Annotated in this window: 16 protein-coding genes; 5 read left to right on the top strand and 11 right to left on the bottom strand. The window is 62.2% G+C overall.

Annotated elements, in window-relative coordinates; genetic code table 11:
- The 3 genes from addB (at position 1) to trxA (ending at position 7,144) form a co-directional block, all read left to right on the top strand.
- Positions 1 to 3,189, top strand: a complete 3,189-nt coding sequence (gene addB, locus GGD50_RS26780) for a double-strand break repair protein AddB (RefSeq protein ID WP_107106399.1) — start codon at positions 1 to 3, stop codon at positions 3,187 to 3,189.
- Entirely contained in the window at positions 3,182 to 6,748 is a 3,567-nt protein-coding gene (gene addA, locus GGD50_RS26785) for a double-strand break repair helicase AddA (RefSeq protein ID WP_107106398.1), read from the top strand. The genes addB and addA overlap by 8 nt, the downstream gene beginning before the upstream one ends.
- A 75-nt stretch (positions 6,749 to 6,823) precedes the next feature.
- On the top strand, positions 6,824 to 7,144 hold the full coding sequence (gene trxA, locus GGD50_RS26790) for a thioredoxin (protein WP_028753820.1): 321 nt from the start codon (positions 6,824 to 6,826) through the stop codon (positions 7,142 to 7,144).
- 253 nt (positions 7,145 to 7,397) lie between these two features.
- On the opposite strand, the gene GGD50_RS26795 is transcribed toward trxA, so the two are convergent.
- The 5 genes from GGD50_RS26795 to GGD50_RS26815 all read right to left on the bottom strand — a co-directional run bounded on the left by GGD50_RS26795 (position 7,398) and on the right by GGD50_RS26815 (position 12,526).
- On the bottom strand, positions 7,398 to 8,726 hold the full coding sequence (locus tag GGD50_RS26795; protein WP_181315980.1) for a bifunctional folylpolyglutamate synthase/dihydrofolate synthase: 1,329 nt from the start codon (positions 8,724 to 8,726) through the stop codon (positions 7,398 to 7,400).
- A gap of 60 nt (positions 8,727 to 8,786) precedes the next feature.
- Entirely contained in the window at positions 8,787 to 9,698 is a 912-nt protein-coding gene (accD, locus tag GGD50_RS26800) for an acetyl-CoA carboxylase, carboxyltransferase subunit beta (RefSeq protein ID WP_107106397.1), read from the bottom strand.
- A gap of 92 nt (positions 9,699 to 9,790) precedes the next feature.
- The gene (gene trpA / locus GGD50_RS26805) at positions 9,791 to 10,630 is read right to left on the bottom strand and encodes a tryptophan synthase subunit alpha (RefSeq protein WP_107106396.1); all 840 of its coding nucleotides are present in this window, start codon (positions 10,628 to 10,630) and stop codon (positions 9,791 to 9,793) included.
- Between the two features lie 10 nt (positions 10,631 to 10,640).
- Positions 10,641 to 11,855 carry a tryptophan synthase subunit beta gene (trpB, locus tag GGD50_RS26810; protein ID WP_107106395.1) on the bottom strand — a complete coding sequence of 405 codons (1,215 nt, stop codon included), beginning with the start codon at positions 11,853 to 11,855 and terminating at the stop codon, positions 10,641 to 10,643.
- Complete coding sequence (locus GGD50_RS26815; RefSeq protein WP_107106394.1) at positions 11,852 to 12,526, bottom strand: phosphoribosylanthranilate isomerase; 675 nt, start codon at positions 12,524 to 12,526, stop codon at positions 11,852 to 11,854. Before GGD50_RS26815 ends, trpB begins: the two co-directional genes overlap by 4 nt.
- 280 nt (positions 12,527 to 12,806) lie before the next feature.
- Between GGD50_RS26815 and GGD50_RS26820 the strand changes: the two genes are divergently transcribed.
- Positions 12,807 to 14,465 carry a Na/Pi cotransporter family protein gene (locus tag GGD50_RS26820; RefSeq protein WP_107106393.1) on the top strand — a complete coding sequence of 553 codons (1,659 nt, stop codon included), beginning with the start codon at positions 12,807 to 12,809 and terminating at the stop codon, positions 14,463 to 14,465.
- A 42-nt stretch (positions 14,466 to 14,507) separates the two neighbouring features.
- Here the strand turns inward: GGD50_RS26820 and GGD50_RS26825 are convergent, their stop codons facing one another.
- Positions 14,508 to 15,323: an oxidoreductase gene (locus GGD50_RS26825; protein ID WP_107106392.1), complete on the bottom strand. Its 816-nt coding sequence runs from the start codon at positions 15,321 to 15,323 to the stop codon at positions 14,508 to 14,510.
- 89 nt (positions 15,324 to 15,412) lie between these two features.
- Between GGD50_RS26825 and GGD50_RS26830 the strand changes: the two genes are divergently transcribed.
- Positions 15,413 to 15,847, top strand: coding sequence for a winged helix-turn-helix transcriptional regulator (locus GGD50_RS26830; protein WP_107106391.1), 435 nt, complete (start codon positions 15,413 to 15,415; stop codon positions 15,845 to 15,847).
- A gap of 70 nt (positions 15,848 to 15,917) precedes the next feature.
- Here the strand turns inward: GGD50_RS26830 and GGD50_RS26835 are convergent, their stop codons facing one another.
- From GGD50_RS26835 to GGD50_RS26855, 5 genes are all read right to left on the bottom strand, one after another.
- Positions 15,918 to 16,679 carry a M48 family metallopeptidase gene (locus GGD50_RS26835; protein WP_107106390.1) on the bottom strand — a complete coding sequence of 254 codons (762 nt, stop codon included), beginning with the start codon at positions 16,677 to 16,679 and terminating at the stop codon, positions 15,918 to 15,920.
- A gap of 89 nt (positions 16,680 to 16,768) precedes the next feature.
- Positions 16,769 to 17,209, bottom strand: coding sequence for a DUF2852 domain-containing protein (locus tag GGD50_RS26840; RefSeq protein WP_107106389.1), 441 nt, complete (start codon positions 17,207 to 17,209; stop codon positions 16,769 to 16,771).
- A 158-nt stretch (positions 17,210 to 17,367) separates the two neighbouring features.
- Positions 17,368 to 18,642 carry a polyhydroxyalkanoate depolymerase gene (gene phaZ, locus GGD50_RS26845; RefSeq protein ID WP_107106388.1) on the bottom strand — a complete coding sequence of 425 codons (1,275 nt, stop codon included), beginning with the start codon at positions 18,640 to 18,642 and terminating at the stop codon, positions 17,368 to 17,370.
- Between the two features lie 209 nt (positions 18,643 to 18,851).
- Positions 18,852 to 19,694: a fumarylacetoacetate hydrolase family protein gene (locus GGD50_RS26850; protein ID WP_107106387.1), complete on the bottom strand. Its 843-nt coding sequence runs from the start codon at positions 19,692 to 19,694 to the stop codon at positions 18,852 to 18,854.
- Positions 19,695 to 19,819: 125 nt separating this feature from the next.
- Positions 19,820 to 21,238, bottom strand: a complete 1,419-nt coding sequence (locus tag GGD50_RS26855) for a pyridoxal phosphate-dependent decarboxylase family protein (protein WP_107106386.1) — start codon at positions 21,236 to 21,238, stop codon at positions 19,820 to 19,822.
- Between the last annotated feature and the right edge of the window lie 22 nt (positions 21,239 to 21,260).

Raw genomic sequence — 21,260 nt, forward strand, 5'->3', positions numbered from 1 at the left:
ATGACGGGCGGGCACCGGCAACGTATTCTGACGATCCCGGCAGGCCTGCCCTTTCTGAGGACCCTTGCCAGCGCGCTCTGCGACGGCCGGCTGACCGAGCACTTTCGCCACGATCCCGGCGATCCGCTATCGCTTGCCAAGGTCACCATCTTCCTGCCGACAAGGCGTGCCGCGCGCGTGCTGCGTTCGGAATTCGTCGATCTGCTCGGCGGTCGCTCCGCGATCCTGCCGGTGATCCGCCCGCTCGGCGAGACCGACGACGATAGCGGCTATTTCGAAGAGGCACTGCCCGCCACCGCCGATCTGGCGCAGCCGCTCGCCAATACCGCGCGGCTCCTGGAACTGGCGCGGCTGATCCTTGCCTGGCGTAACAGGCTGCCGCAGATCGTCCGTGACATTCATTCGGATTCGCCGCTCGTCGCTCCGGCAAGCCCGGCGGATGCCATCTGGTTGGCACGCAATCTGGCCGAACTTATCGATTCCATCGAGACCGAGGATCGCGACTGGGCCGATCTTGGCAATCTCAGCGCCGAAGACCATGCGCTTTGGTGGCAACTGACGGCCGAATTCCTGCAGATCGCCAGCGCCTTCTGGCCGGCACGGCTGGAAGAACTGGGCAAATCCTCGCCCGCCCGGCACCGCAATGCCATCCTGCGTGCCGAAGCGCAGCGGCTCGCCACGGTGCAGCATGCCGGACCGATCATCATCGCCGGTTCCACCGGTTCCGTGCCGGCAACGGCAGAGCTGATTGCCGCCGTCGCCTCGCTGCCGCAGGGCGTCATCGTGCTGCCGGGCCTCGATCTCACGATGCCGGAAGAGGATTGGCGGCTTGTGGCCCCGGAGACGAGCACCAGCGGAAGGGTCGATCCGACAACGCGCAGCCATTCGCAATATGGCCTGTCGCTGCTGTTGAAGCGGCTGCGCGTGGAACGAAGCGACGTGGAAACCGTCGCCGAAGCGCCGGAGAGCATGCAAATGCGCGCCGAGGTCCTGTCGCGCGCGTTGGCGCCGGCGAAAGCGACCAGCGGCTGGGGTGCATGGCAAAAAACACTGGCGCCGGACGCTATTGCACGAGCCTTCGCCGAGGTCGCGCTGATCGAGGCTACGAACGAGCGCGAGGAGGCCACGGCAATCGCCATCGCCTTGCGGCTCGCGCTGGAGAAACCGGGGCGCAACGGCGGCGAGAGCCAAGCGGCATTGATCACACCGGACCGCAACCTCGCGCGGCGGGTGACGGCGGAGCTCGCCCGCTTCGGCATCACCGCCGACGATTCGGCCGGCACGCCGCTTGCCGCCACGCCGCAAGGGGCGCTGCTGCAATTGCTGCTGGAGGCGACGCTTCGCCCGGGCGATCCCGTTGCTATCGTCTCGCTCATCAAGCATCCCCTCGCCCGTTTCGGCCTTGGCCCGGATGCGTTGCAGCTTGGCGTCGATGCGCTGGAAATCCTCGCCTTGAGAGGCGGCATCGCCGATGTCGATATCGGCACGCTGGAGTCCCTGCTCGACCGGCAGCTCACCGAACAGGCGATGGACCGTCATCCGCCGCAGTGGCGCAAATCCCTGTCCTCGGAAGCCGTAGGGCACGCACACGCGTTGGCTCGAAAGATCACTATGGCATGCGAGCCGCTGGCTTCCGCGCTATCGCCCTCATCCGCCGGACTTCCCACGCTGTCCGAATGGGCCGACCGGACGGGACGCGCCCTTGAGGCCGTTGCCGCTGATGAGCGTGGCAATCTGGCCGGACTCTGGTCCGGTGAGGCCGGCGATACGCTGGCGAGCTTACTGAAGGAGGTCATGGACACCGACGGCCAGCTCGAAGCGGATGGGCCGCAGTGGATCGATATCATGGCTGCGCTCTCCGCCGGTCAGGCAGTCAAGCCGCGGGCGCTGAGCCATCCTCGCCTATTCATCTTCGGTACGCTGGAAGCGCGCCTGCAAAGCGTCGATACGCTGATTCTCGGCGGGCTCAACGAGGGCTCCTGGCCGGGCCAGACCGCCAACAATCCCTTCATCTCCCGCACGATGAAGACCGAGATCGGCCTGGAGCCGCCGGAGCGCCGCATCGGTCAGCTCGCCCACGATTTTGAAATGGCGAACGGGACGCGCGACCTGATCTATTCGCGTGCACTGCGACAGGGCTCGACCCCGACGGTGGCGTCGCGATGGCTGCAGCGGCTGATGGCGCTGGGCGGCAAGACATTTGCCGGAGAATTGAAGGCGCGCGGAGATCAATACCGCCACTGGGCCGGCATGATCGACGAGGGCGAAAACCAGGCCCCGGCGGCAAGGCCCTCTCCGAAACCGCCGGCCGAGCTGCAGCCGAAAAGCTATTCCTTCAGCGAGGTTGGCCGCCTTCGCCGCGATCCCTATGCGATCTACGCCCGACGCGTCCTGCGGCTCGACCCGATCGCTCCCTTCAACCGCGATCCCGGCCCGGCGGAGCGCGGCACGCTCTATCACAAGATCATCGATCGCTTTATCCGTGAGGGTCATATCGCGGGAACACCGGATGCCTCGCTGGCTATGGATCGTATCGTCGCCGAGCTTTTCGATGCCGAACAACTGCCTGTTCATATCGACAGCGTCTGGCGGCCGCGTTTCCGCGAAGTGGCCCGCGCCTTCCTCGCCTGGGAAACGGAACGGCGACCGGAGATCCGCACGACGGCAACGGAAGTGCCGGCCGGCGTCGAGATCGAGCCGATCGGCATTCGCCTGACCGGCGTTGCCGACCGCATCGATTTCAAAGGCAGCAAAGCCGCCGATATCATCGACTACAAGACCGGCTATAATCCCTCCCCGGCGCAGGCCCGCGCGCTGCTCGATCCGCAATTGGCGCTGGAAGCCTATGCCCTCAAGGCTGGCGCTTTCCGCAATGTCGGCCCGCTCGTTCCGGAAAACCTGCTCTATGTCCGGCTGAGGCCTGGCGACCGCTTCAAGGTCGATCAGGTCAACAACGAACTTTCCGGCCGCGGCGGCAAGACGGAAACAAAGTCGGCTATGGATCTGGCCGAGGAGTCGATGGACCAGCTCGTCAAATTCGTCACCCTGCTACAATCCGGCGAAAAGGGCTTCTCGTCACGGCTGATCCCTGCCCAGCAATTCGAATATGGCGGCGACTACGATCACCTCGCCCGCGTCTCCGAATGGTCGACGGCGGAGACCGAGCAGGAGGGAGGCGGCGATGAATGAGCTTTCCAACGGCGAGCTGGCCGCCCTGCCCGACAGCGACGATCCCGGCGTCTGGATCGGCTGGACGACGGTGCAGCAATCCATTGCCTCCGATCCGGAACGATCCGCCTGGGTCTCGGCCAATGCCGGTTCCGGCAAGACGCATGTCCTGACGCAGCGCGTCATCCGCCTGTTGCTTGCCGGCGCGCGGCCGTCGGCCATTCTCTGCCTCACCTACACCAAGGCCGCCGCTTCCGAAATGTCGAACCGCGTCTTCGATCGGCTGGCCGCCTGGGCAACGTTGCCGGACGAAGAGCTGAAGGCGCGGATCGCCGAGATCGAAGGTGCGGAACCGGGTCTCTTGAAGCTTGCCGAGGCACGCCGCCTCTTTGCCAAGGCATTGGAGACGCCGGGCGGTCTGAAAATCCAGACGATTCACGCCTTCTGCGAGGCGCTGCTGCATCAATTCCCGCTGGAAGCCAATGTCGCCGGCCATTTCTCCGTTCTCGACGATCGGGCCGCGGCAACCCTGCTGGATGATGCCCGTCGATCGCTGCTGACGGCAACGCCGCAACATCCGAATGCCGAGCTTGCCGAGGCCTTCGCCTATGTGCTTGATCTCGGTGATGAATCAGGCTTGGAGACATTGCTTGGCGAGATCGTCGCCAACCGCAACGCTATCAGGCGCTTCACGGCGGAAGCCGAACGAAAGGGCGGCGTCGAGGCTGCGTTGCTCGCCCGGCTCGGTCTTTCTCCTGAGGATACGGAAGCCGGGATCGCGGAGCAATATTGGCCGCTGCCCGGCCTTTCCGGCTCGACGCTGGAGCTTTATCTCAGCCTTGCCGATCTGAAGGGCGGGGCTAAAGCTCAGGATATCGCCTACGGGCTACGCCTTGCCAAACGCGAGGCAAACCCGATCGCCCGCGCGGAGATCCTCGAAAAGGTCATGCTGACCGCCAAGGGCGAACCGAAGTCGGATAGCCAGTTTTTCGTCAAGGCGATGCTGGCGGATGCGCCTGAGCTGGCCGACGCCGTTGCCGCCGCCCGCGCCCATGTCGTCGCCTGTCGCGACCGGCTGAAGCTGATGCGAATGTATCGCGCCACACGGGCAGCGCTCACACTCGCCGACCGGCTGAACCGCGACTATGAGGAATTGAAGAAGCGGCGCAGCCAGCTCGATTTCGAAGACCTGATCACCCGCACCGCCGATCTCCTGACCAAGAAAGATGTCGGCCCCTGGATCCACTACAAGCTGGACCAGGGCATAGACCATATCCTCGTCGACGAGGCGCAGGACACTAGTCCTATCCAGTGGAGCGTCATCCAATCGCTGGCAGAAGACTTCTTCTCCGGCGAAAGCGCGCGCCCGACCCTCAGGACCATCTTCGCAGTCGGTGACGAAAAGCAGTCGATCTATTCCTTCCAGGGCGCGCGGCCCGAGCGGTTCTCCGAGGAAAGCGATCGCACGCGGAGGCGCGTGGATAGCAGCGGCCAGCAGTTTTCATCGATCCGCCTGCCGCTCTCCTTCCGTTCGACCGCCGATGTGCTGGCTGCCGTCGACCATGTCTTCACGGCGCCCGAGAACGCCCGCGGCCTCAGCGCCGCCGCCGAGCCGGTCGTGCACCGCTCCAGCCGCATCGGTCATCCTGGCGCCGTCGATCTCTGGGAGATGATTGCGCCGGAGCCACTGGCGAAGGAAGAAGACTGGACGGCTCCCTTCGATTCGGCGCCGGAAAGTGCGCCGGCGGCGATCCTGGCGCGGCGAATGGCTCAGACGATCGGCAACATCATTGGCCGCGAGACGATCATCGAGAAGGGAAAGGCCCGCTTCATCGAGGCCGGCGATATCCTTGTGCTGGTGCGCAAGCGCGACAGCTTCGTCAACGCGCTGACCCGAGCATTGAAGCGGCGCAACAATATCCCCGTCGCCGGTGCCGACCGTCTGGTGCTGACCAGCCACATTGCTATCCAGGACCTTTTGGCGCTTGGCCGTTTCCTGCTGCTGCCGGAAGACGATCTTTCGCTGGCGGCACTTTTGAAAAGCCCTCTGTTCGATCTCGGCGAAGACGATGTTTTCGCGGTCGCGGCCTATCGTGGCGATGATGAAAGCGTCTGGAGCCATCTGCAGAGATTCGCCGACGACGGCAATGAGCGCTTCCGCCATGCGGTCGACCGGCTGAAAACCTTCTTGGCACTGTCTAAAAGCCTGTCCGTGCATGACTTCTACGCGCGCGTTCTCGGCAGCTTCGGTGGCCGGCGGCAGTTCTTGGCGCGGCTCGGCACCGAAGTCAGCGACATCCTCGATGAATTCCTGACCTTCACACTGGACCACGAAACCTCCGGCCTGCCGGGCTTGCAATCCTTCATCTCGACGCTGGAGCTGGAAGCGCCGACCGTGAAGCGTGAGCAGGATAAGGGCCGCAACGAGGTGCGCATCATGACGGTGCATGCCTCCAAAGGCCTGGAAGCGCCGATCGTCTTCCTCGTCGATGGCGGCGGCAAAGCCTTTACCCATACGCATCTGCCCAAGCTGCGGCTGATCGAGACCGGCAAGGGCGAAATCCCGCTGCCCGTCTGGGTGCCGGTCAGCGCGCTCGCCAACTCGCTGACACAGGCCGATGCGACGAGGCTGCAAGCGCTAGCGGAGGAGGAATATCGCCGCCTGCTCTATGTCGGCATGACCCGGGCTGCCGATCGGCTGATCGTCTGCGGTTATCGCGGCATCCGCGAAAACGCCGATACATGGCATGCTATGATTTCCCGGACGCTGCGCCAGGATGGCGAGCGCTGCACCCCTGTCACCTTCTCCGGACCGGACGGCGAATGGCAGGGATTGAGCTGGCGGGTCACCCAAGTCGAGCGCAGTTTCGAGCATATGGAACAGGTGGAAGCGGCTGTGGACCGAGGAGCGTTGCCGGCGGGACTGTGCCGGCCGCTGCCGGCGCAGCGAAACCTGCCCAGACCGCTCAGCCCTTCCGGTGCCGGCACCATCATCGACGACGAGGCCGACAATCTGCTTGTCGCCTCACCCTTGTTCACCGAGAAGGCCAAATCGGATCGCTCCTTGGAGAAGGGGCGTTTCATTCACCGCATGCTGCAGACTTTGCCGGAGATCGCGCCGGCGGGTCGCGCCGATGCCGCGCGGCGCTATGCCGAGCGAGCCGCGCGCTTCTGGCCGCAGGCCGAACGCGAAGCGCTGATCGGCTCGGTGATGGCGCTGCTGTCGCACCCAGAGCTGCAGGGCGTTTTCAGCGCCCATGCCCAGGCCGAAGTCTCGATCATGGGCACGCTGACGCTCGCCGATCAGAACTACGCCGTCTCCGGCCGCATCGACCGGCTGACCGCACTCGACGACCGTGTGGTCATCCTCGACTACAAAACGAATCGCGTGCCGCCGCGTGTCGCCGAAGAGATTCCCTTCGCCCACCGCGCACAGCTTGCCATCTATCGCGAGATCCTTTCGCCGCTTTATCCCGGCAAACGCATCGATTGCGTGCTTGTCTATACCGAGAACGCCTCGATCCATACGCTCTCCCAAGAAGCGCTCGCATTGGCGCTTGCGGAGCTCAAAACAAAGTGAAATACCAAATATTGAAATTTGGGCACCGCACCATCACATATCTAGCAACCCGCAAATCCTGGTAAGGAGCAGCCTATGGCTACCGTTAAAGTCGATACCTCCAACTTCGCTGCCGAAGTCCTGCAGTCCGCAGAGCCTGTCGTCGTTGATTTCTGGGCCGAATGGTGCGGTCCGTGCAAGATGATCGCGCCTGCTCTCGAAGAGCTCGCTGTACAGTTCGAAGGCAAGGTGAAGGTCGCCAAGCTCAACATCGATGAAAACCCGGAACTGGCTGCCCAGTTCGGCGTTCGCTCGATCCCGACGCTTGCCATGTTCAAGGCCGGCGAAGTTGCCGACATCAAGGTTGGCGCCGCTCCCAAGACCGCCCTGCAGAGCTGGATTTCCAGCGCCGCTTGATCGGTATCGACTGAGAGAATGAAAAAGCCCGCTTCGTGCGGGCTTTTTGTTGGTCGGAGAACACAGACCATCCTCGCCCTTCGAGGCTTCGCACCTCAGGGTGAGGATGGAGCGGGCTCGTCGCAACGGCAACGCAGAGATGAATGATGAGCCCTAGTGCGGCTGGGCGAAAAGGTCAGCCCTCATGCCGAGGAGGCCCGCAGCGCTCGTCTCGAAGCACGAGGGCGGGTGGTTGATGACCACCTCACCGGAATCATTTTGGCGGTGTGCCGTTATCGGCAAGGACATCGCCGACGAGATAGAGCGAGCCGCCGATCAGAATGCGCGGCGCCGGCAAATCGGGCATGGCCAGCTCTCTGATTGCATCCAGCGCCTGACCGACGCTCGACATCGGCTCGGCCACCAAGCCGGCATCGTAGGCCGAGCCCGCCAGAACCACCGGGTCGATCATCGACTCGCTGCCGCGGATCGGTACGCAATAGACCTTTTCCGCCAAGCCGGTGAACGCCTTGAAATAACCGACGGGATCCTTGGTGTTGATCATGCCGGTGATCAGGAATAGCGGCCGCGGCTGACGCTCTTCGAAATTGGCCATGGCTTCGGCAATGACCTCGCCGGCGCCGGGATTGTGACCGCCATCGACCCAGATTTCCGCGCCTTGCGGCGCGTGCGGCAGCAAATTGCCCTCCGTCAACCGCTGCAGACGACCCGACCATTCGATCGACATCATCGCCTTTTCCATCATCACCTCGGTAACGATGAAGCCCGCGGCCTTGACGGCGCGGATGGCGGCGGCGGCATTGGCATATTGATGCCGGCCCAGCAGGCGCGGCAGCGGCAGGTCGGCGAGCCCGAACTCGTCCTGATAGACCAGCCGGCCATATTCCTCATGGGCGGAAAAATCCTGGCCGAAAACCGCGGTCGGGCAGCGCAGCCGCTCGGCCGTCGATATCAGCACGTCCAGGGCGGCATCATACTCCTGATGGCCGATGACGACCGGACGACCAGGTTTCATGATCCCCGCCTTCTCGGCGGCGATCAGCTCGACGCGGTCGCCAAGATAGGGCTGGTGATCGAGCGAGATCGGCATGATGACCGAAGCGGCCGGGTCGGAAATAACGTTGGTGGCGTCGAAACGGCCGCCGAGGCCGACTTCGATAATCGCGACATCTGCCGGATGCTCGGAAAACAGCATGAAAGTGGCCGCGGTCAGGATTTCGAAGACCGTGATCTTCTCGCCGGCATTGGCGTCGGCAATCCGCCGCAGCACATCGGCGAAGACCGCGTCGTCGACGAGCTTGCCGCGGCCGCCCTTGACGCCGATGCGATAACGCTCATGCCAATTGACGAGATGCGGCGAGGTATGGACATGCACGCTCAGGCCGCCGGCCTCGAGAAGCGCGCGGCAGAAGGCCGTCACCGAACCCTTACCGTTGGTGCCGGCGACATGGATCACCGGCGGCAACTTTTTTTGCGGATTGCCAAGAATGTCGAGCAGCCGGGTGACTCTGTCCAGCGAGAGATCGAAGCCTTTGGGATGCAGCCCCATCAGCTTGTCGATTTCCCGTGCCGCCTCGCTCATTGCGGATTGATCCATAGCCGTCATCCCGCACCCTCCGCCTTTCGGCCATTCCGTTTTAGGTCAGGCTCTCGCCACCATCGGCAGTGCTGCGCCGTTCAGGTCCTTGGCAGATACGTCATTCGCCGGCTTCTTGGTCAGTATCCTCAGCAGCGTTGCCAGGGTGTCGGGGATATCATGGCGCTTGACGACCATGTCGACCATACCGTGCTCAAGCAGATATTCCGAGGTCTGGAAGCCTTCTGGCAGCTTTTCGCGAATCGTCTGTTCGATGACGCGCTTGCCGGCAAAGCAGATTTCCGCACCCGGTTCCGCAAGATGGACATCGCCGAGCATGGCGTAGGAGGCCGTGACGCCGCCGGTCGTCGGATTGGTCAGCACGACGATATAGGGCTGACCGGCTTCCTTCAGCATGTCGACGGCGACCGTCGTGCGCGGCAACTGCATCAGGGACAAAATGCCTTCCTGCATGCGCGCACCGCCCGATGCAGGGAACATCACCAGCGGGCACTTTTCGGAAATGGCGCGTTCGAACGCCTTGACGATCGCTTCGCCTGCAGCGATGCCGAGCGAACCGCCCATGAAATTGAACTCATGCACGACAGCGACGAGCTTCAGGCCTTGAACCTTGCCGACGCCGGCAAGAATCGTGTCTTCCTGCTCGGTCTTGACGCGGCTGTCCTTCAGGCGGTCGGTATATTTCTTGGAATCGCGGAACTTCAGCGGGTCCTGCGCGACCTTCGGCTGCGACAGCGCTTCATATTCACCATTGTCGAAGAGATCGGCAAGGCGAGCCTTGGCCGGCATCTTCATATGAAAACCGGAAGCGGGAATGACCCACTTATTGTCTTCCAGATCCTTGTGGAAGACCATCTCGCCGGTCTCCGGGCACTTGATCCAGAGATTTTCCGGCACTTCGCGGCGGCCCAGCATGGAATTGATCCGCGGGCGGACGTAATTCGTGATCCAGTTCAATTCGAAAACTCCTGATCGACTGAATTAACCGATATGGGCATAGGCCGTTTCTTCAACCTGTTCCGGTCGAAGCTTCCGCCTATGTGGGAAAACTATTCGGCAGCAACAAGGCGCGCCGAACGCGTTCCCGTCGAGAGACCGCGCACCAGCGTCGCGACGGCCTGGATGGTGTCAGCGGTCGCCTTGCCATCCTTGGTCAGGCTGGTGGCGATCTGGTTGACGATGGCCGTGCCCACGACAACGCCATCGGCGGAAGCGCCGATCAGCTTGGCGTGCTCGGCCGTCTTGACGCCGAAGCCGACGCAGACCGGCAGGTCGGTATGCTGTTTGATGCGCTTGACGGCGCCGGAGACCAGCGACGGGTCCGGCAAAGCAGAGCCGGTGATGCCGTTCATCGAGACGTAGTAGACGAAGCCGGACGTATTGTTCAGCACGGTCGGCAGGCGCTTGTCGTCGGTGGTCGGCGTCGCGAGACGAATGAAATTGATGCCCTTGCGGATCGCCGGGATGCAGAGCTCGTCATCCATTTCCGGCGGCAGATCGACGACGATCAGGCCGTCGATCCCGGCGGCTAGCGCGTCGTCGAGGAATGTCTCGACGCCGTAGATATAGATCGGATTGTAGTAGCCCATCATCACGATCGGCGTATCGCCATCCGTCTTGCGGAAATCGGCGGCGAGCTGCAGCGTCTTCTTCAGCGTCTGCCCGGCCTTGAGGGCGCGCTGGCCGGCAAGCTGGATCGCCGGGCCATCGGCCATGGGGTCGGAGAAGGGCATGCCGAGTTCGATGACGTCGGCACCGGCTTTCGGCAGCGCCTTCATGATGCCGAGCGAGGTCTCGTAATCGGGATCGCCACCCATGAAATAGGTGACGAGTGCCGGGCGGCCTTCAGCCTTCAGAGCGGCAAAGCGTTTGTCCATACGTGCGGTCATGGTGTCTAACTCACATTCCCAGAATCTTGCCGACGGTGAAGATGTCCTTGTCGCCGCGGCCGGAGAGATTCATCAGGATGATCTCGTCCTTGCCCATCTTCGGCGCGCGCTTGATGACTTCGGCGAGCGCGTGGCTCGGCTCCAGCGCCGGGATGATGCCTTCGAGGCGCGTCAGGGTCTGGAAGGCTTCCAGCGCCTCGTGGTCCATGATCGGCACATATTCGACGCGGCCGATATCGTTCAGCCAGGAATGCTCCGGGCCGATGCCGGGATAGTCGAGGCCGGCCGAGATCGAATGTCCCTCTTTGATCTGGCCGTCGCCATCCTGCAGAAGATAGGTGCGATTGCCATGCAGCACGCCGGGCGAACCGGCGGTGATCGAAGCGCAATGCTCGTCACCTTGCAGGCCCTTGCCGCCGGCTTCGACGCCGACGATCTTGACGTCCTCGTCATCGAGGAAGGGATGGAAGATGCCGATCGCGTTCGAACCGCCGCCAACGGCAGCGACGACGAGATCCGGCAGGCGGCCCTCGGCCTCCAGCATTTGCTGCTTGGCTTCCGTGCCGATCACCGACTGGAAGTCGCGGACCATTTCCGGATAGGGATGCGGGCCGGCGGCCGTGCCGATCAGGTAATAGGTGTCGTCGACATTGGTGACCCAGTCGCGAAGGGCCTCGTTCATGGCGTCCTTCAGCGTGCCGCTGCCGGCGGTGACCGGAATCACCTCCGCGCCGAGCAGCTTCATGCGGAAAACGTTCGGCGCCTGACGCTCGACGTCGGTCGCGCCCATGTAGACAACGCAGGGGAAACCGAAGCGGGCGGCGACTGTCGCAGACGCAACGCCATGCTGGCCGGCACCGGTTTCGGCGATGATGCGGGTCTTGCCCATGCGCTTGGCGAGCAGGATCTGGCCGATGCAATTGTTGATCTTGTGCGAGCCGGTATGGTTCAGCTCTTCGCGCTTGAAATAGATCTTGGCGCCGCCAAGCTCGGCCGTCAGCCGTTCAGCGAAATAGAGCGGGCTCGGGCGGCCAATATAATGGGCGCCGAGCGATTTCAGCTCCGCCTGGAACGCAGGGTCATTCTTCGCCTTGTTCCATTCCTCCTGCAGATCCAGGATTAGCGGCATCAACGTTTCGGCCACGAAACGGCCGCCATAAATGCCGAAACGGCCGTCCTCATCGGGGCCGGCGCGGAAGGAATTCAGTTTTGGCGTCTGGTTCACTCTCTACTCCCTGCTGCCGGTTCCGGCAGACATGCTTCTGCAAAAGCGTCGAAAAACTGGTCGATCTTGTTCAGATCCTTCACGCCCGGCGCACTTTCAAGGGCGGAGGAAAGATCGATGCCCGTAGCCTTGGTGGATGCTAAGGCCTGAGCGACATTGTCCTTGTTGACGCCGCCCGACAGCATGTAATCCACCCGATCGTCGAGCCAGCTCATCAGGCTCCAATCGAAGGACATGCCGTTTCCGCCCGGCAGCTCGGAGCCGGCGGGCGGCTTGGCATCGAACAGGAAGCGGTCGGCAATGCCGATATAGGATTCCACCCGCTTCAGATCGTCGGCGGTGCGCACCGCCATGGCCTTCATGACCGGCACATTATAGACCGCTTTGATCGTCAGCACACGCTCCGGGCTTTCATTGCCATGGAGCTGCAGCATATCCGGACGCACCAGCGAGATGATCTCATCCAAATCGTCATTGCTGGGATTGACCGTCACGGCGACGATCTTTGCCTTGCCGCGCGCGCGTTCCGCCAACTGGCCGGCCACATCCGGCTCCACATAGCGCGGGCTCTTTTCAAAGAAGATGAAGCCGATATGGGTGGCGCCGCGCTCAAGAGCGCGATCTACCGCTTCCGGCGTCTTCAGGCCACAAATTTTGATATCGGGGTTCATGGCAGCGGAGTGACATGAAATTGCAAAAGAGTCGAGCCTAAAGGCAACGAACGCGGAATTTTACGCAGCTCGGCAGCGAAGCTCATCAATGGGCCTTTGACCAGCAATATAGCTGCTCCCAGCCGTTCGAACGCCACTGGTACCACGCTGCACGGAGGCGACGGCAGCGCCTGCCCATTTCGAACGATGAGCGCCGATGCAGCGGGAGACTATCGGCAACCAGAGCGATTGGTGCTATGACTCCCATGAGGCAAGACCACAGCGCAGCGGACGAACGTGCATGTCGACAGCAGTCGCCATTCTCGGCGGGGTCGGGCTGTTTCTGCTCGGCATGACCGTCATGACCGACGGCCTAAAGGCGCTGGCAGGCTCCGCTTTGCGCGTTGCCTTGGGCACTGCGGCGGCCACGCCACTCTCGGGTGCTTTCTGGGGTGCGATCGTCACGCTTCTCGTGCAGTCGTCGAGTGCGGTGACGATGACGACGATCGGCCTCGTCAATGCCGGCCTATTGACCTTTCCGCAGGGGCTTGGGATCGTTTTCGGCGCCAATGTCGGCACGACGGGAACGGGCTGGCTGGTGGCGCTGATCGGCGTGCGCGTCTCGCTTTCGACCTATGCGCTGCCGATGATCTTTATCGGCGCACTTGCCAAGCTACTGGGCGGCGGGCGGATCGCGGCGGCGGGCAGCGCGCTGGCGGGTTTCGCGCTGGTGCTTTATGGGCTGACGACGCTGCAGCAGGGCATGGGAGGTCTTGCGGAGAGCCTGCATCCCTCCGACCTGCCCGCAGTGCTCGGCGCACCGGGGGTTGGCTGGGGCGCGGGGTTCGTCGGGCTGATGGCGCTCATCGTCATCGGCTTGGCGATGACTGCGGTCATGCAATCCTCGACGGCGGCAATCGCCGTCACCATTGCGGCTTTCTACGCCGGAGCGGTCAGCTTGGAGCAGGGCGCAGCGCTTATCATCGGTCAAAATATCGGGACGGCGACGAGTTCCGCATTGGCGGCGCTCGGTGCCAGTACGACAGCCAAGCGTCTCGCCCTTGCCTATGTGCTGTTCAAGATCATCGCAGCGTTGATCGCGATCGTCGCCTTTCCGTTCACAGCCGCGCTGATGAACGGCTTCTCCACGTCGGTCGACGGAATGACGCTGCTTGCCGCCTATCATACAGCCTACAATGTGGTCGGCGTCGCGGCGCTCCTGCCGGCTACGCAATGGTTCGCCCGCATCGTCGAGCGCCTGCTACCCACAAAGCAGACAGGGCTGCAGCGCGCGCTCGATCCGAGCGTGCTCGCCAGTCCGGTGATCGCGGTCGAGACCGTGCGGCGTGTCCTGGCGGATATGCTCGCAACAAGCGCCGCTTCGGTTTCCGCGGCACTTTCGGGTGCCAAAGCAGGCCCCGCGGCGCAGGGCACTCCGGCAGGTGTCGCGCTTCGGGAAGTGCGGGATTTCCTCTCCGAATTGAAGGAGCCGCCCGAGACGGAGGCCGAACGGCTGCGCATGACGAGCACGCTGCACGCGCTCGATCACGCCTCGCGCCTTGTAGACGTTTTGGCAGAGGGCGAATTTCCCGATCTGCCGGCCGAAGCCACCCTTGATCGTCATGCCGCTGTGCTGTGCGCACGGGTCATGCGCGCGGCACAGACGGTCGGGCACTCGATCACCGCCGAATCCGCCCTCAGCGCGCAAGCCGCGCCCATTGGCTGGAGCATTTCGCCCGAGGTGATCACGGCGCTCTCTGAAGCAGAGGAGGCCGCAAGAGAGCTCAACGCTTTGAAACGGGACCATCGCGCCGCAACGCTTGCCTCCGTCGCACCGGGAAAGCTGGTCGCCACCGAAGCCTTCACGCGGATCGATACCGTCAGACGGCTCGACCGGATCGCACATCACGCCTGGCGGTCGGCAGCGCATCTTCTCGGGCATGGAGGGCCTGCGGACTAAGGTCCGGGCTCAATCAGGCCCACCAATTGCCGTGCAGCGCTATCAGTCGGGAAGCCTGCTGAACTTGCGAAGGTTCTTGTCGACGAAGGACTCCGGCAGGAAGCGGCGTATGAAGCGGACCTGCCCCGCTGCCTTTCCTGCGGTGTAGCGCCTCTTCGGCGATGCGGCGTTAGCGGCTTTGAGCACCATATCGGCAACCACTTCCGGCGCATCGCCCGTCCCAATAACGTTGCGCATCAGATCCTCCGCATTGGTGCGCGCTGTGTCGTATACCGGAAGCGGATGATCCGGTCGCGTCAGGTTCTCTTCGAAGGACGTGCGGGTGACGCCGGGCTCCACGAGCACGACGCGGATTCCCTGCGTGCGGACTTCGTGGTCAAGGGATTCGGAATAGCCCTCGACCGCGTGCTTGGTCGATGCATAGAGTGCGTTGTAGGGAGCGGGGATCAGCCCAAGGATGGAACTCATATTGATGATCCTGCCCTTTCGCTGACGTCTCATCACCGGAAGTATTGCATTGGTCATCCGCAGGACGCCGAAAAAGTTCACGTCGAACAGAGCCTTCGCCTGCGCCTCGGAGGATTCCTCTGCCGCGCCGAGCAATCCGATGCCGGCATTGTTGACAAGAAGATCGATCCGACCGGCGCGGGCCAATATCTCATCGACCGTCCTTTGCACCGAACCATCGTTGGTAACGTCGCATACCAGCATCGCAACGCCGTCCGGAGTATCCGGCATGGGCTTACGGCTGGTTCCGAATACCCGGTATCCAGCGCGTCGCAACGCGCGTGCAGTCACCAACCCGATACCGGAGGAAGCGCCCGTGACCAGGGCGACGCCGTTTTCTGTCTTGCTCATCAAGCTCTGCCTTTATTTTATCGTGGAACATTGATGAACGCTGGATTACTATCAAATCAGTAGTTAGTCACTATCAAAAAGATATCGACATGAAGAATCTTTCAAACCAACCATGTCTGATCGCCCGTAGCCTTGCATTGGTGGGCGATGCGTGGACCATGCTGATCATGCGGGATGCCCATGCGGGGCTCACTCGCTTCGACGAATTCCGCAAGAGCCTGGGTATTGCGCCGACAATGCTGACCGCTCGCCTCTCCGCGCTTACGGAACACGGGCTATTGGAGAAACGGCGCTACTCGGAACGACCGCCGCGCGATGAGTATGTGCTGACGGTCGCGGGCCAAGACTTCCTGCCGGTGCTATTTGCGATTGGGGCATGGGGGCGGAAGCATCGGTCTGTTGGTGGCGATGTGACACGCTTCTTTGACGCTGAGGCCGGTACCGAAATCGATCCCGTCACCATCGACCGCGCGACCGGCGCCCCGATCGGAACACGTCCCATCCGCGTTGCCATGCCTGAATGAACCTTAGCGCGAGAGACAACGTCGTCGCGTGCGGAAATTCAGGCGCCTTCGGTAAGTTCGGGCGTGCTACTCAATCGAAGTCGATGGCGTGTAGCTGGCTGCCATGACGCTTCAGCCAGGCCTTGGCTTCGTCCATGTCCGGGCAGAGCTTGCGGCAGAGCGCCCAGAAGCGCGGGCCGTGGTTCATTTCCCGTAAGTGCGCAACTTCATGTGCAGCGAGATAGTCGATCACCAGCGGCGGCGCCATGACGATGCGCCAGGAGAAGCTCAGATTTCCCCCCGAGGAGCAGGAACCCCAGCGGCTGCGGGTATCCTTCATACTGATGGAGGAGACGGTCGCGCGGATCGCTTTCGCATGCACCGCCACCAGCTTTTCCAGATCGGCACGGGCCTCCTTCTTGAGGAAGGTCGCGATGCGGCGGGTGGCATGTTCCGGCAGGCCGCTGACGCGCAGCACCGGCACGCCGTCGGCGATGACCGCCTCGGTCAGGCCGCGCAGGCTGCCGGTGTGCTCGATCCGATGACGGATGCCGCGCAGGAGGATTTCGCTGCCGCTCTGAAGATTTCCCTGTGTGGAGAATTTCGCAAGCTTGGTCAGCAACCAGCCCTGATGCCGGTCGAGGAAGGCATTGACCTCACGGGCCGCCAGGCCGCGCGGAATGGTCATCTTCAGCGCCCGCCCACCGGGCTCGATCCTAAGCGTGATCCGCGTCGCCCGTTCATGCTGGCGGATCGTCAGTGGCATCAGCCTACCGGCCACGTCCAACGTGCGCGTTTCCGGCGCGGGCGGCTTGGGAACAGGTCGGCGGGATCTGGACGAAAGCGGAAACATGAAAGCAGTTTTATACGATTCGCGTGGGTTTCTGGCAAAGAAAAACCGGCATCGCCGGATGCCGGTTCTGACTGGAAAAGCTGTTGCAATTACGGCGTCTTAAATTCGGAAGCCGGGCCGTTCTCATCATTGCGCTTGACGTTGTTGCGGTCGCGCATGAAACGGTCGAACTCTTCCTGATCCTTGGCGCGTCGGAGTTCGCGGACATAGGTGTCGAACTCGGCGCGCATTTCATCGAGTTTGCGGCGCTCCTCTTCGAGGCGCTCCAGCTCTGCCCGCCGCCAATCGTCGAAGGCGACATTGCCGGTGGAGAAATGCTGGCGATAACGACCGCGGTGGCGGCCGCAGCCGGCAAACATGCCGTCGGCCCTCTGGTTCACATCCCGTTTGAAATCTCTCAGGCGTTCGCCGAAGAGAATATAGGCAAGCATGGCGAGACCCAGAGGCCAGAAGACCACGAAGCCAAGTATCATCAGGGCAATGGTAGCCGGAGTCCAATCCGGGCGAAGCAATGCTGACTGGTGGTTCATCGTGAGGTATCCTCGCAGTAGAGCGGCCCGGCCACATGCCGAACCGCTGGAATCGAGATGGTAACCTCTTCGTGAGCCTTCAATGCCTTTTAGCCGGAAAATCGGACAAGCCTTTGAATCCGGCCCAATAATTCAACAAAAGCTAATTCTTTGCAATTTCAGGCGGATTTTCCGCCCTTGATCACACGTTTGACGACCGGCTTTCCGGTGCGGCTGTGTTCCCGGGTGAAAGCGACGATGCGCGGCGCGATTTCGCGACGGAAACGCGAGCCGTTGAAGACGCCGTAGTGTCCGACATCCGGCTGCAGATAGTGCATCCGCATATCCTCAGGGATATTGGTGCAGATGGTCTGCGCCGCCTTGGTCTGGCCGACGCCGGAAATGTCGTCGTTTTCGCCTTCTACCGTCAGCAGTGCCACATTGCGGATCGCCGTCGGATCGACGCGCTGGCCGCGATGCGCCAGCTCGCCCTTCGGCAGCGCATGCTTTATGAACACCTGATCGACGGTTTGCAGGTAGAATTCCGCCGTCAAATCCATGACTGCCAGATATTCGTCGTAGAAATCGCGGTGTTTCTCCGGCTCGCCGTCGTTCTTGACGAGGTGCATGAAGAAGTCCTTATGTGCAATCATGTGCCGGTCGAGGTTCATTGACATGAAGCCGGAGAGCTGCAGGAAGCCGGGATAGACCGGGCGCATGAAGCCCGGCTGCGGCCAGGGCACGTTCATGACGACATTGTCGGCGAACCATTCGAGCGGCCTGTCCTTGGCGAGCTGGTTCACGGCTGTCGGATTGATGCGCGTGTCGATCGGGCCGCCCATCAGCGTCATCGACGAAGGCGACAGCGGATCGCCGGCCGCTTCCATCACCGCGGCTGCGGCCAGAACCGGCACGGAGGGCTGACAGACGGCAATGACATGGGTGTCCGGCCCGAGATGATGCAGCATCTCGATGACGTAATCGATGTAGTCTTCCAGATCGAAGGTGCCCTCGGTCATCGGCACCATACGGGCATCGATCCAGTCGGTGATGTAGATATCGGCGCTCGGCAGCAGCGCTTCCACGGTGCCGCGCAGCAGCGTCGCATAGTGACCCGACATCGGCGCGACGATCAGGATACGCGGATCGCTGCCATGGCCGGCCGGCAGGCTGCGCTCAAAATGGATCAGATTGCAGAAGGGCTTGTTCCAGACGATCTTTTCGTGGACCGAAACCTGCTTACCCCCGATCGAGGTTTCATGCAGACCGAATTCCGGCTTGCCATAGCGCCGGGTGGTGCGCTCGAAGACTTCGAGACTTGCGGTCACCGTACGGCCGAGCATCGTATGGGACAGCGGATTGAGGGGATTGGCATAGGCCAGGCGCATCATGTCGGCAGCGGCGCGGAAAGGTGCGAGGGCGGCATGATTGAGTTCATAGAGCTGATAAAACATAAAATCATTACCTTTCGAGGTGATCAGACGAAGAACGCTCCCCCAGCGCGACCCTCATCCATGAAAAACTCTTTTATCGAGACTAGCAGCTTTTGTTGCAGGGCAACATAACCCTTTCGGAATCTTGCGCACGCAAAAATGCCGGAGAATTACGTCTCCGGCATCAATAATGGTCTCAAAACGTTAAAGTTCCTGATCGTGCACGTTCATCAAGCGTCGGCCAGGAAGGTTTGGCGCTGCGCGCCGAGACCTTCCATGCCGAGTTCGACGACGTCGCCGGGCTTCAGATATTGCGGTGGCTTCATGCCCATGCCGACGCCCGGAGGCGTGCCGGTGGAGATGACGTCGCCCGGATGCAGCGACATGAACTGGCTGAGATAGGAGACGAGATAGGCAACGCCATAGACCATGGTCTTGGTCGAGCCGTTCTGCATCGTCTTGCCGTTGACCTTCAGCCACATGCCGAGCTTCTGCGGATCGGCGACTTCATCCTTGGTGACGAGCCAGGGGCCGATCGGGCCGAAGGTGTCGCAGGACTTGCCCTTGGTCCACTGTCCCGAACGCTCGGTCTGGAAGGCGCGTTCGGAGACATCGTGGGAGACGCAGTAACCGGCGACATAATCCAGCGCATCGGCTTCGTTGACATATTTCGCCGTCTTGCCGATGACGACGCCGAGTTCGACTTCCCAATCGGTCTTTTCCGAGCCACGCGGGATCAGCACGTTGTCGTTCGGGCCGACGATGGCGGAGGTGGCCTTCATGAAGATGATCGGCTCCGGCGGTACGGTGGCGCCGGTTTCGGCGGCATGGTCGGAGAAGTTCAGGCCGATGCAGATAAACTTGCCGGTGCCGGCGACGCAGGCGCCGATACGGCCTTCGGCCAGTTCCGGCAGGCTCTTCGGATCGAGGGCGGCGATCTTCGCCAGACCGGCGGGCGAAATCGCCTCGCCGCCGATATCGGCGACATGAGCGGAGAGATCGCGGATCTTGCCGTCGCTATCCAGAAGCGCCGGCTTTTCCTTGCCGGCTTCGCCAACACGCAACAATTTCATGGGTCTTCCTTCCCTGCATTTTCAAAGACGAGATTGGTTTCACCGTATATGAACGAATTATTCACCAGTGTCACCCATCGATTTCGGAGAGCCTAGTATGGCTCTCCGCTGGAAAAACAGCGCCCCTAGCTTGTAGGCAGCGATCTAGCGATTTCGACGATGACGTCGAAGGCCGTATCGATGTCCTCCGTCGTCGCCTCGAACTGGCCGGCCTGGAAACGGATGACCAATCGACCGCCGACACGGGTCTGCGTCAGATAGATGCGGCCGTCATTGTTGATCGCCGCGATCAGGCGTTGCGTGTGCTCTTCTTGATCCATGCCGGCAGGCGCCTTGTGATCGAAGGAGAACAGCGACAGGAATGGTTGGGTGACGATCTCGAAATCCAGCTCGGCGGCCAGACGCTTAGCCAGATTCTGCGACCAGGAGACATGATTGCGGATCATCGTCCGCAACCCTTCGAGGCCATGATAGCGCAGCAGGAACCAGAGTTTCAGAGCACGGAAGCGGCGACCGAGCGGCACCGACCATTCCGAATAATTGGTAATGCCATCATGGCCATGGGTGCGCAGAAATTCCGGATGGATTGCCAGCGTACGCACCAGGGATTCCGGTTCGCGGATGAACTGGACTGAGCAATCGAACTGGGCGCCAAGCCACTTATGCGGATTGAAGACGACGGAATCGGCTTGCTCGACACCCTGCCACAGCGTCCGGAATTCCGGGCAGATCATCGCCGAACCGGCCCAGGCAGCGTCGACATGCACATAAAGCCCATAACGGTGAGCGACGTCGACGACCGCAGCGATATCGTCGCAGCCGCCGATGCTGGTGCCGCCGACGCAGGGAATCACGCCGGCCGGCAGCAGGCCCGCCGCGCGATCGCGCTCGATCGCCGCCGCCAATGCCTGCGTGTCCATCGCGCTGTTCGGGCCGCCGGAGGGAATGCGGACCAAGTTCTCCGACCCGACGCCGGATATCCAGATGGCGCGATCGATCGACGTGTGGACCTGATCGGTGCAATAGATCCGCACCGCTTTGTTCGCCGCGAGGCCTTGGCTGTTGCCCTGCCAGCCAAGCGCCCTTTCGCGCATGACCAACACGGCCGCCAGCGTCGCCGTGGAGGCGGAATCCTGGATGACGCCTGTGAAACTGTCGGGGAGGCCGAGGGCTTGGCGCAGCCAATCGACCACCTTGGTTTCCAACTCGGTGGCGGATGGCGAGGTCTGCCAGAGCATGCATTGGGCAGCGATCGCGCTGACGAGATATTCGGCAATGACCGAGACCGGGGCGGCATTGGCGGGGAAATAGGCGAAGAAGCGCGGATGCTGCCAGTGCGTCATACCGGGAACGAGGATATCCTCAAAATCCTTGAAGATATCCTCCATCGCCTCGCCGGTTTCGGGTGGAGAGCCGGCGATATGCGCGGCGATTTCGCCCGGCGCCGTCTGGGCCCGCACAGGCCGGTCGCGGAGCGATGCGCGATAGTCCGCACCCCAATCCGCCGCCTTTTCCGACCAGCGCCGAAATTCCTCCCAGTTCATGACCGCCTCCTGGCTCCGTCAG

Source organism: Martinezella paranaensis, assembly GCF_014200235.1.
GTDB lineage: Bacteria > Pseudomonadota > Alphaproteobacteria > Rhizobiales > Rhizobiaceae > Rhizobium > Rhizobium paranaense.

Bases quoted from the DNA above. Each gene is read 5' to 3' on its own strand.
- GGD50_RS26815 (WP_107106394.1), bottom strand. From the start codon at position 12,526: ATGAACCCCGATATCAAAATTTGTGGCCTGAAGACGCCGGAAGCGGTA.
- GGD50_RS26850 (WP_107106387.1), bottom strand. From the start codon at position 19,694: ATGAAATTGTTGCGTGTTGGCGAAGCCGGCAAGGAAAAGCCGGCGCTT.
- addB (WP_107106399.1), top strand. From the start codon at position 1: ATGACGGGCGGGCACCGGCAACGTATTCTGACGATCCCGGCAGGCCTG.
- trxA (WP_028753820.1), top strand. From the start codon at position 6,824: ATGGCTACCGTTAAAGTCGATACCTCCAACTTCGCTGCCGAAGTCCTG.
- GGD50_RS26795 (WP_181315980.1), bottom strand. From the start codon at position 8,726: ATGAGCGAGGCGGCACGGGAAATCGACAAGCTGATGGGGCTGCATCCC.
- GGD50_RS26855 (WP_107106386.1), bottom strand. From the start codon at position 21,238: ATGAACTGGGAGGAATTTCGGCGCTGGTCGGAAAAGGCGGCGGATTGG.
- phaZ (WP_107106388.1), bottom strand. From the start codon at position 18,642: ATGTTTTATCAGCTCTATGAACTCAATCATGCCGCCCTCGCACCTTTC.
- addA (WP_107106398.1), top strand. From the start codon at position 3,182: ATGAATGAGCTTTCCAACGGCGAGCTGGCCGCCCTGCCCGACAGCGAC.
- GGD50_RS26830 (WP_107106391.1), top strand. From the start codon at position 15,413: ATGAAGAATCTTTCAAACCAACCATGTCTGATCGCCCGTAGCCTTGCA.
- GGD50_RS26835 (WP_107106390.1), bottom strand. From the start codon at position 16,679: ATGTTTCCGCTTTCGTCCAGATCCCGCCGACCTGTTCCCAAGCCGCCC.
- GGD50_RS26825 (WP_107106392.1), bottom strand. From the start codon at position 15,323: ATGAGCAAGACAGAAAACGGCGTCGCCCTGGTCACGGGCGCTTCCTCC.
- GGD50_RS26820 (WP_107106393.1), top strand. From the start codon at position 12,807: ATGTCGACAGCAGTCGCCATTCTCGGCGGGGTCGGGCTGTTTCTGCTC.
- GGD50_RS26840 (WP_107106389.1), bottom strand. From the start codon at position 17,209: ATGAACCACCAGTCAGCATTGCTTCGCCCGGATTGGACTCCGGCTACC.
- trpA (WP_107106396.1), bottom strand. From the start codon at position 10,630: ATGACCGCACGTATGGACAAACGCTTTGCCGCTCTGAAGGCTGAAGGC.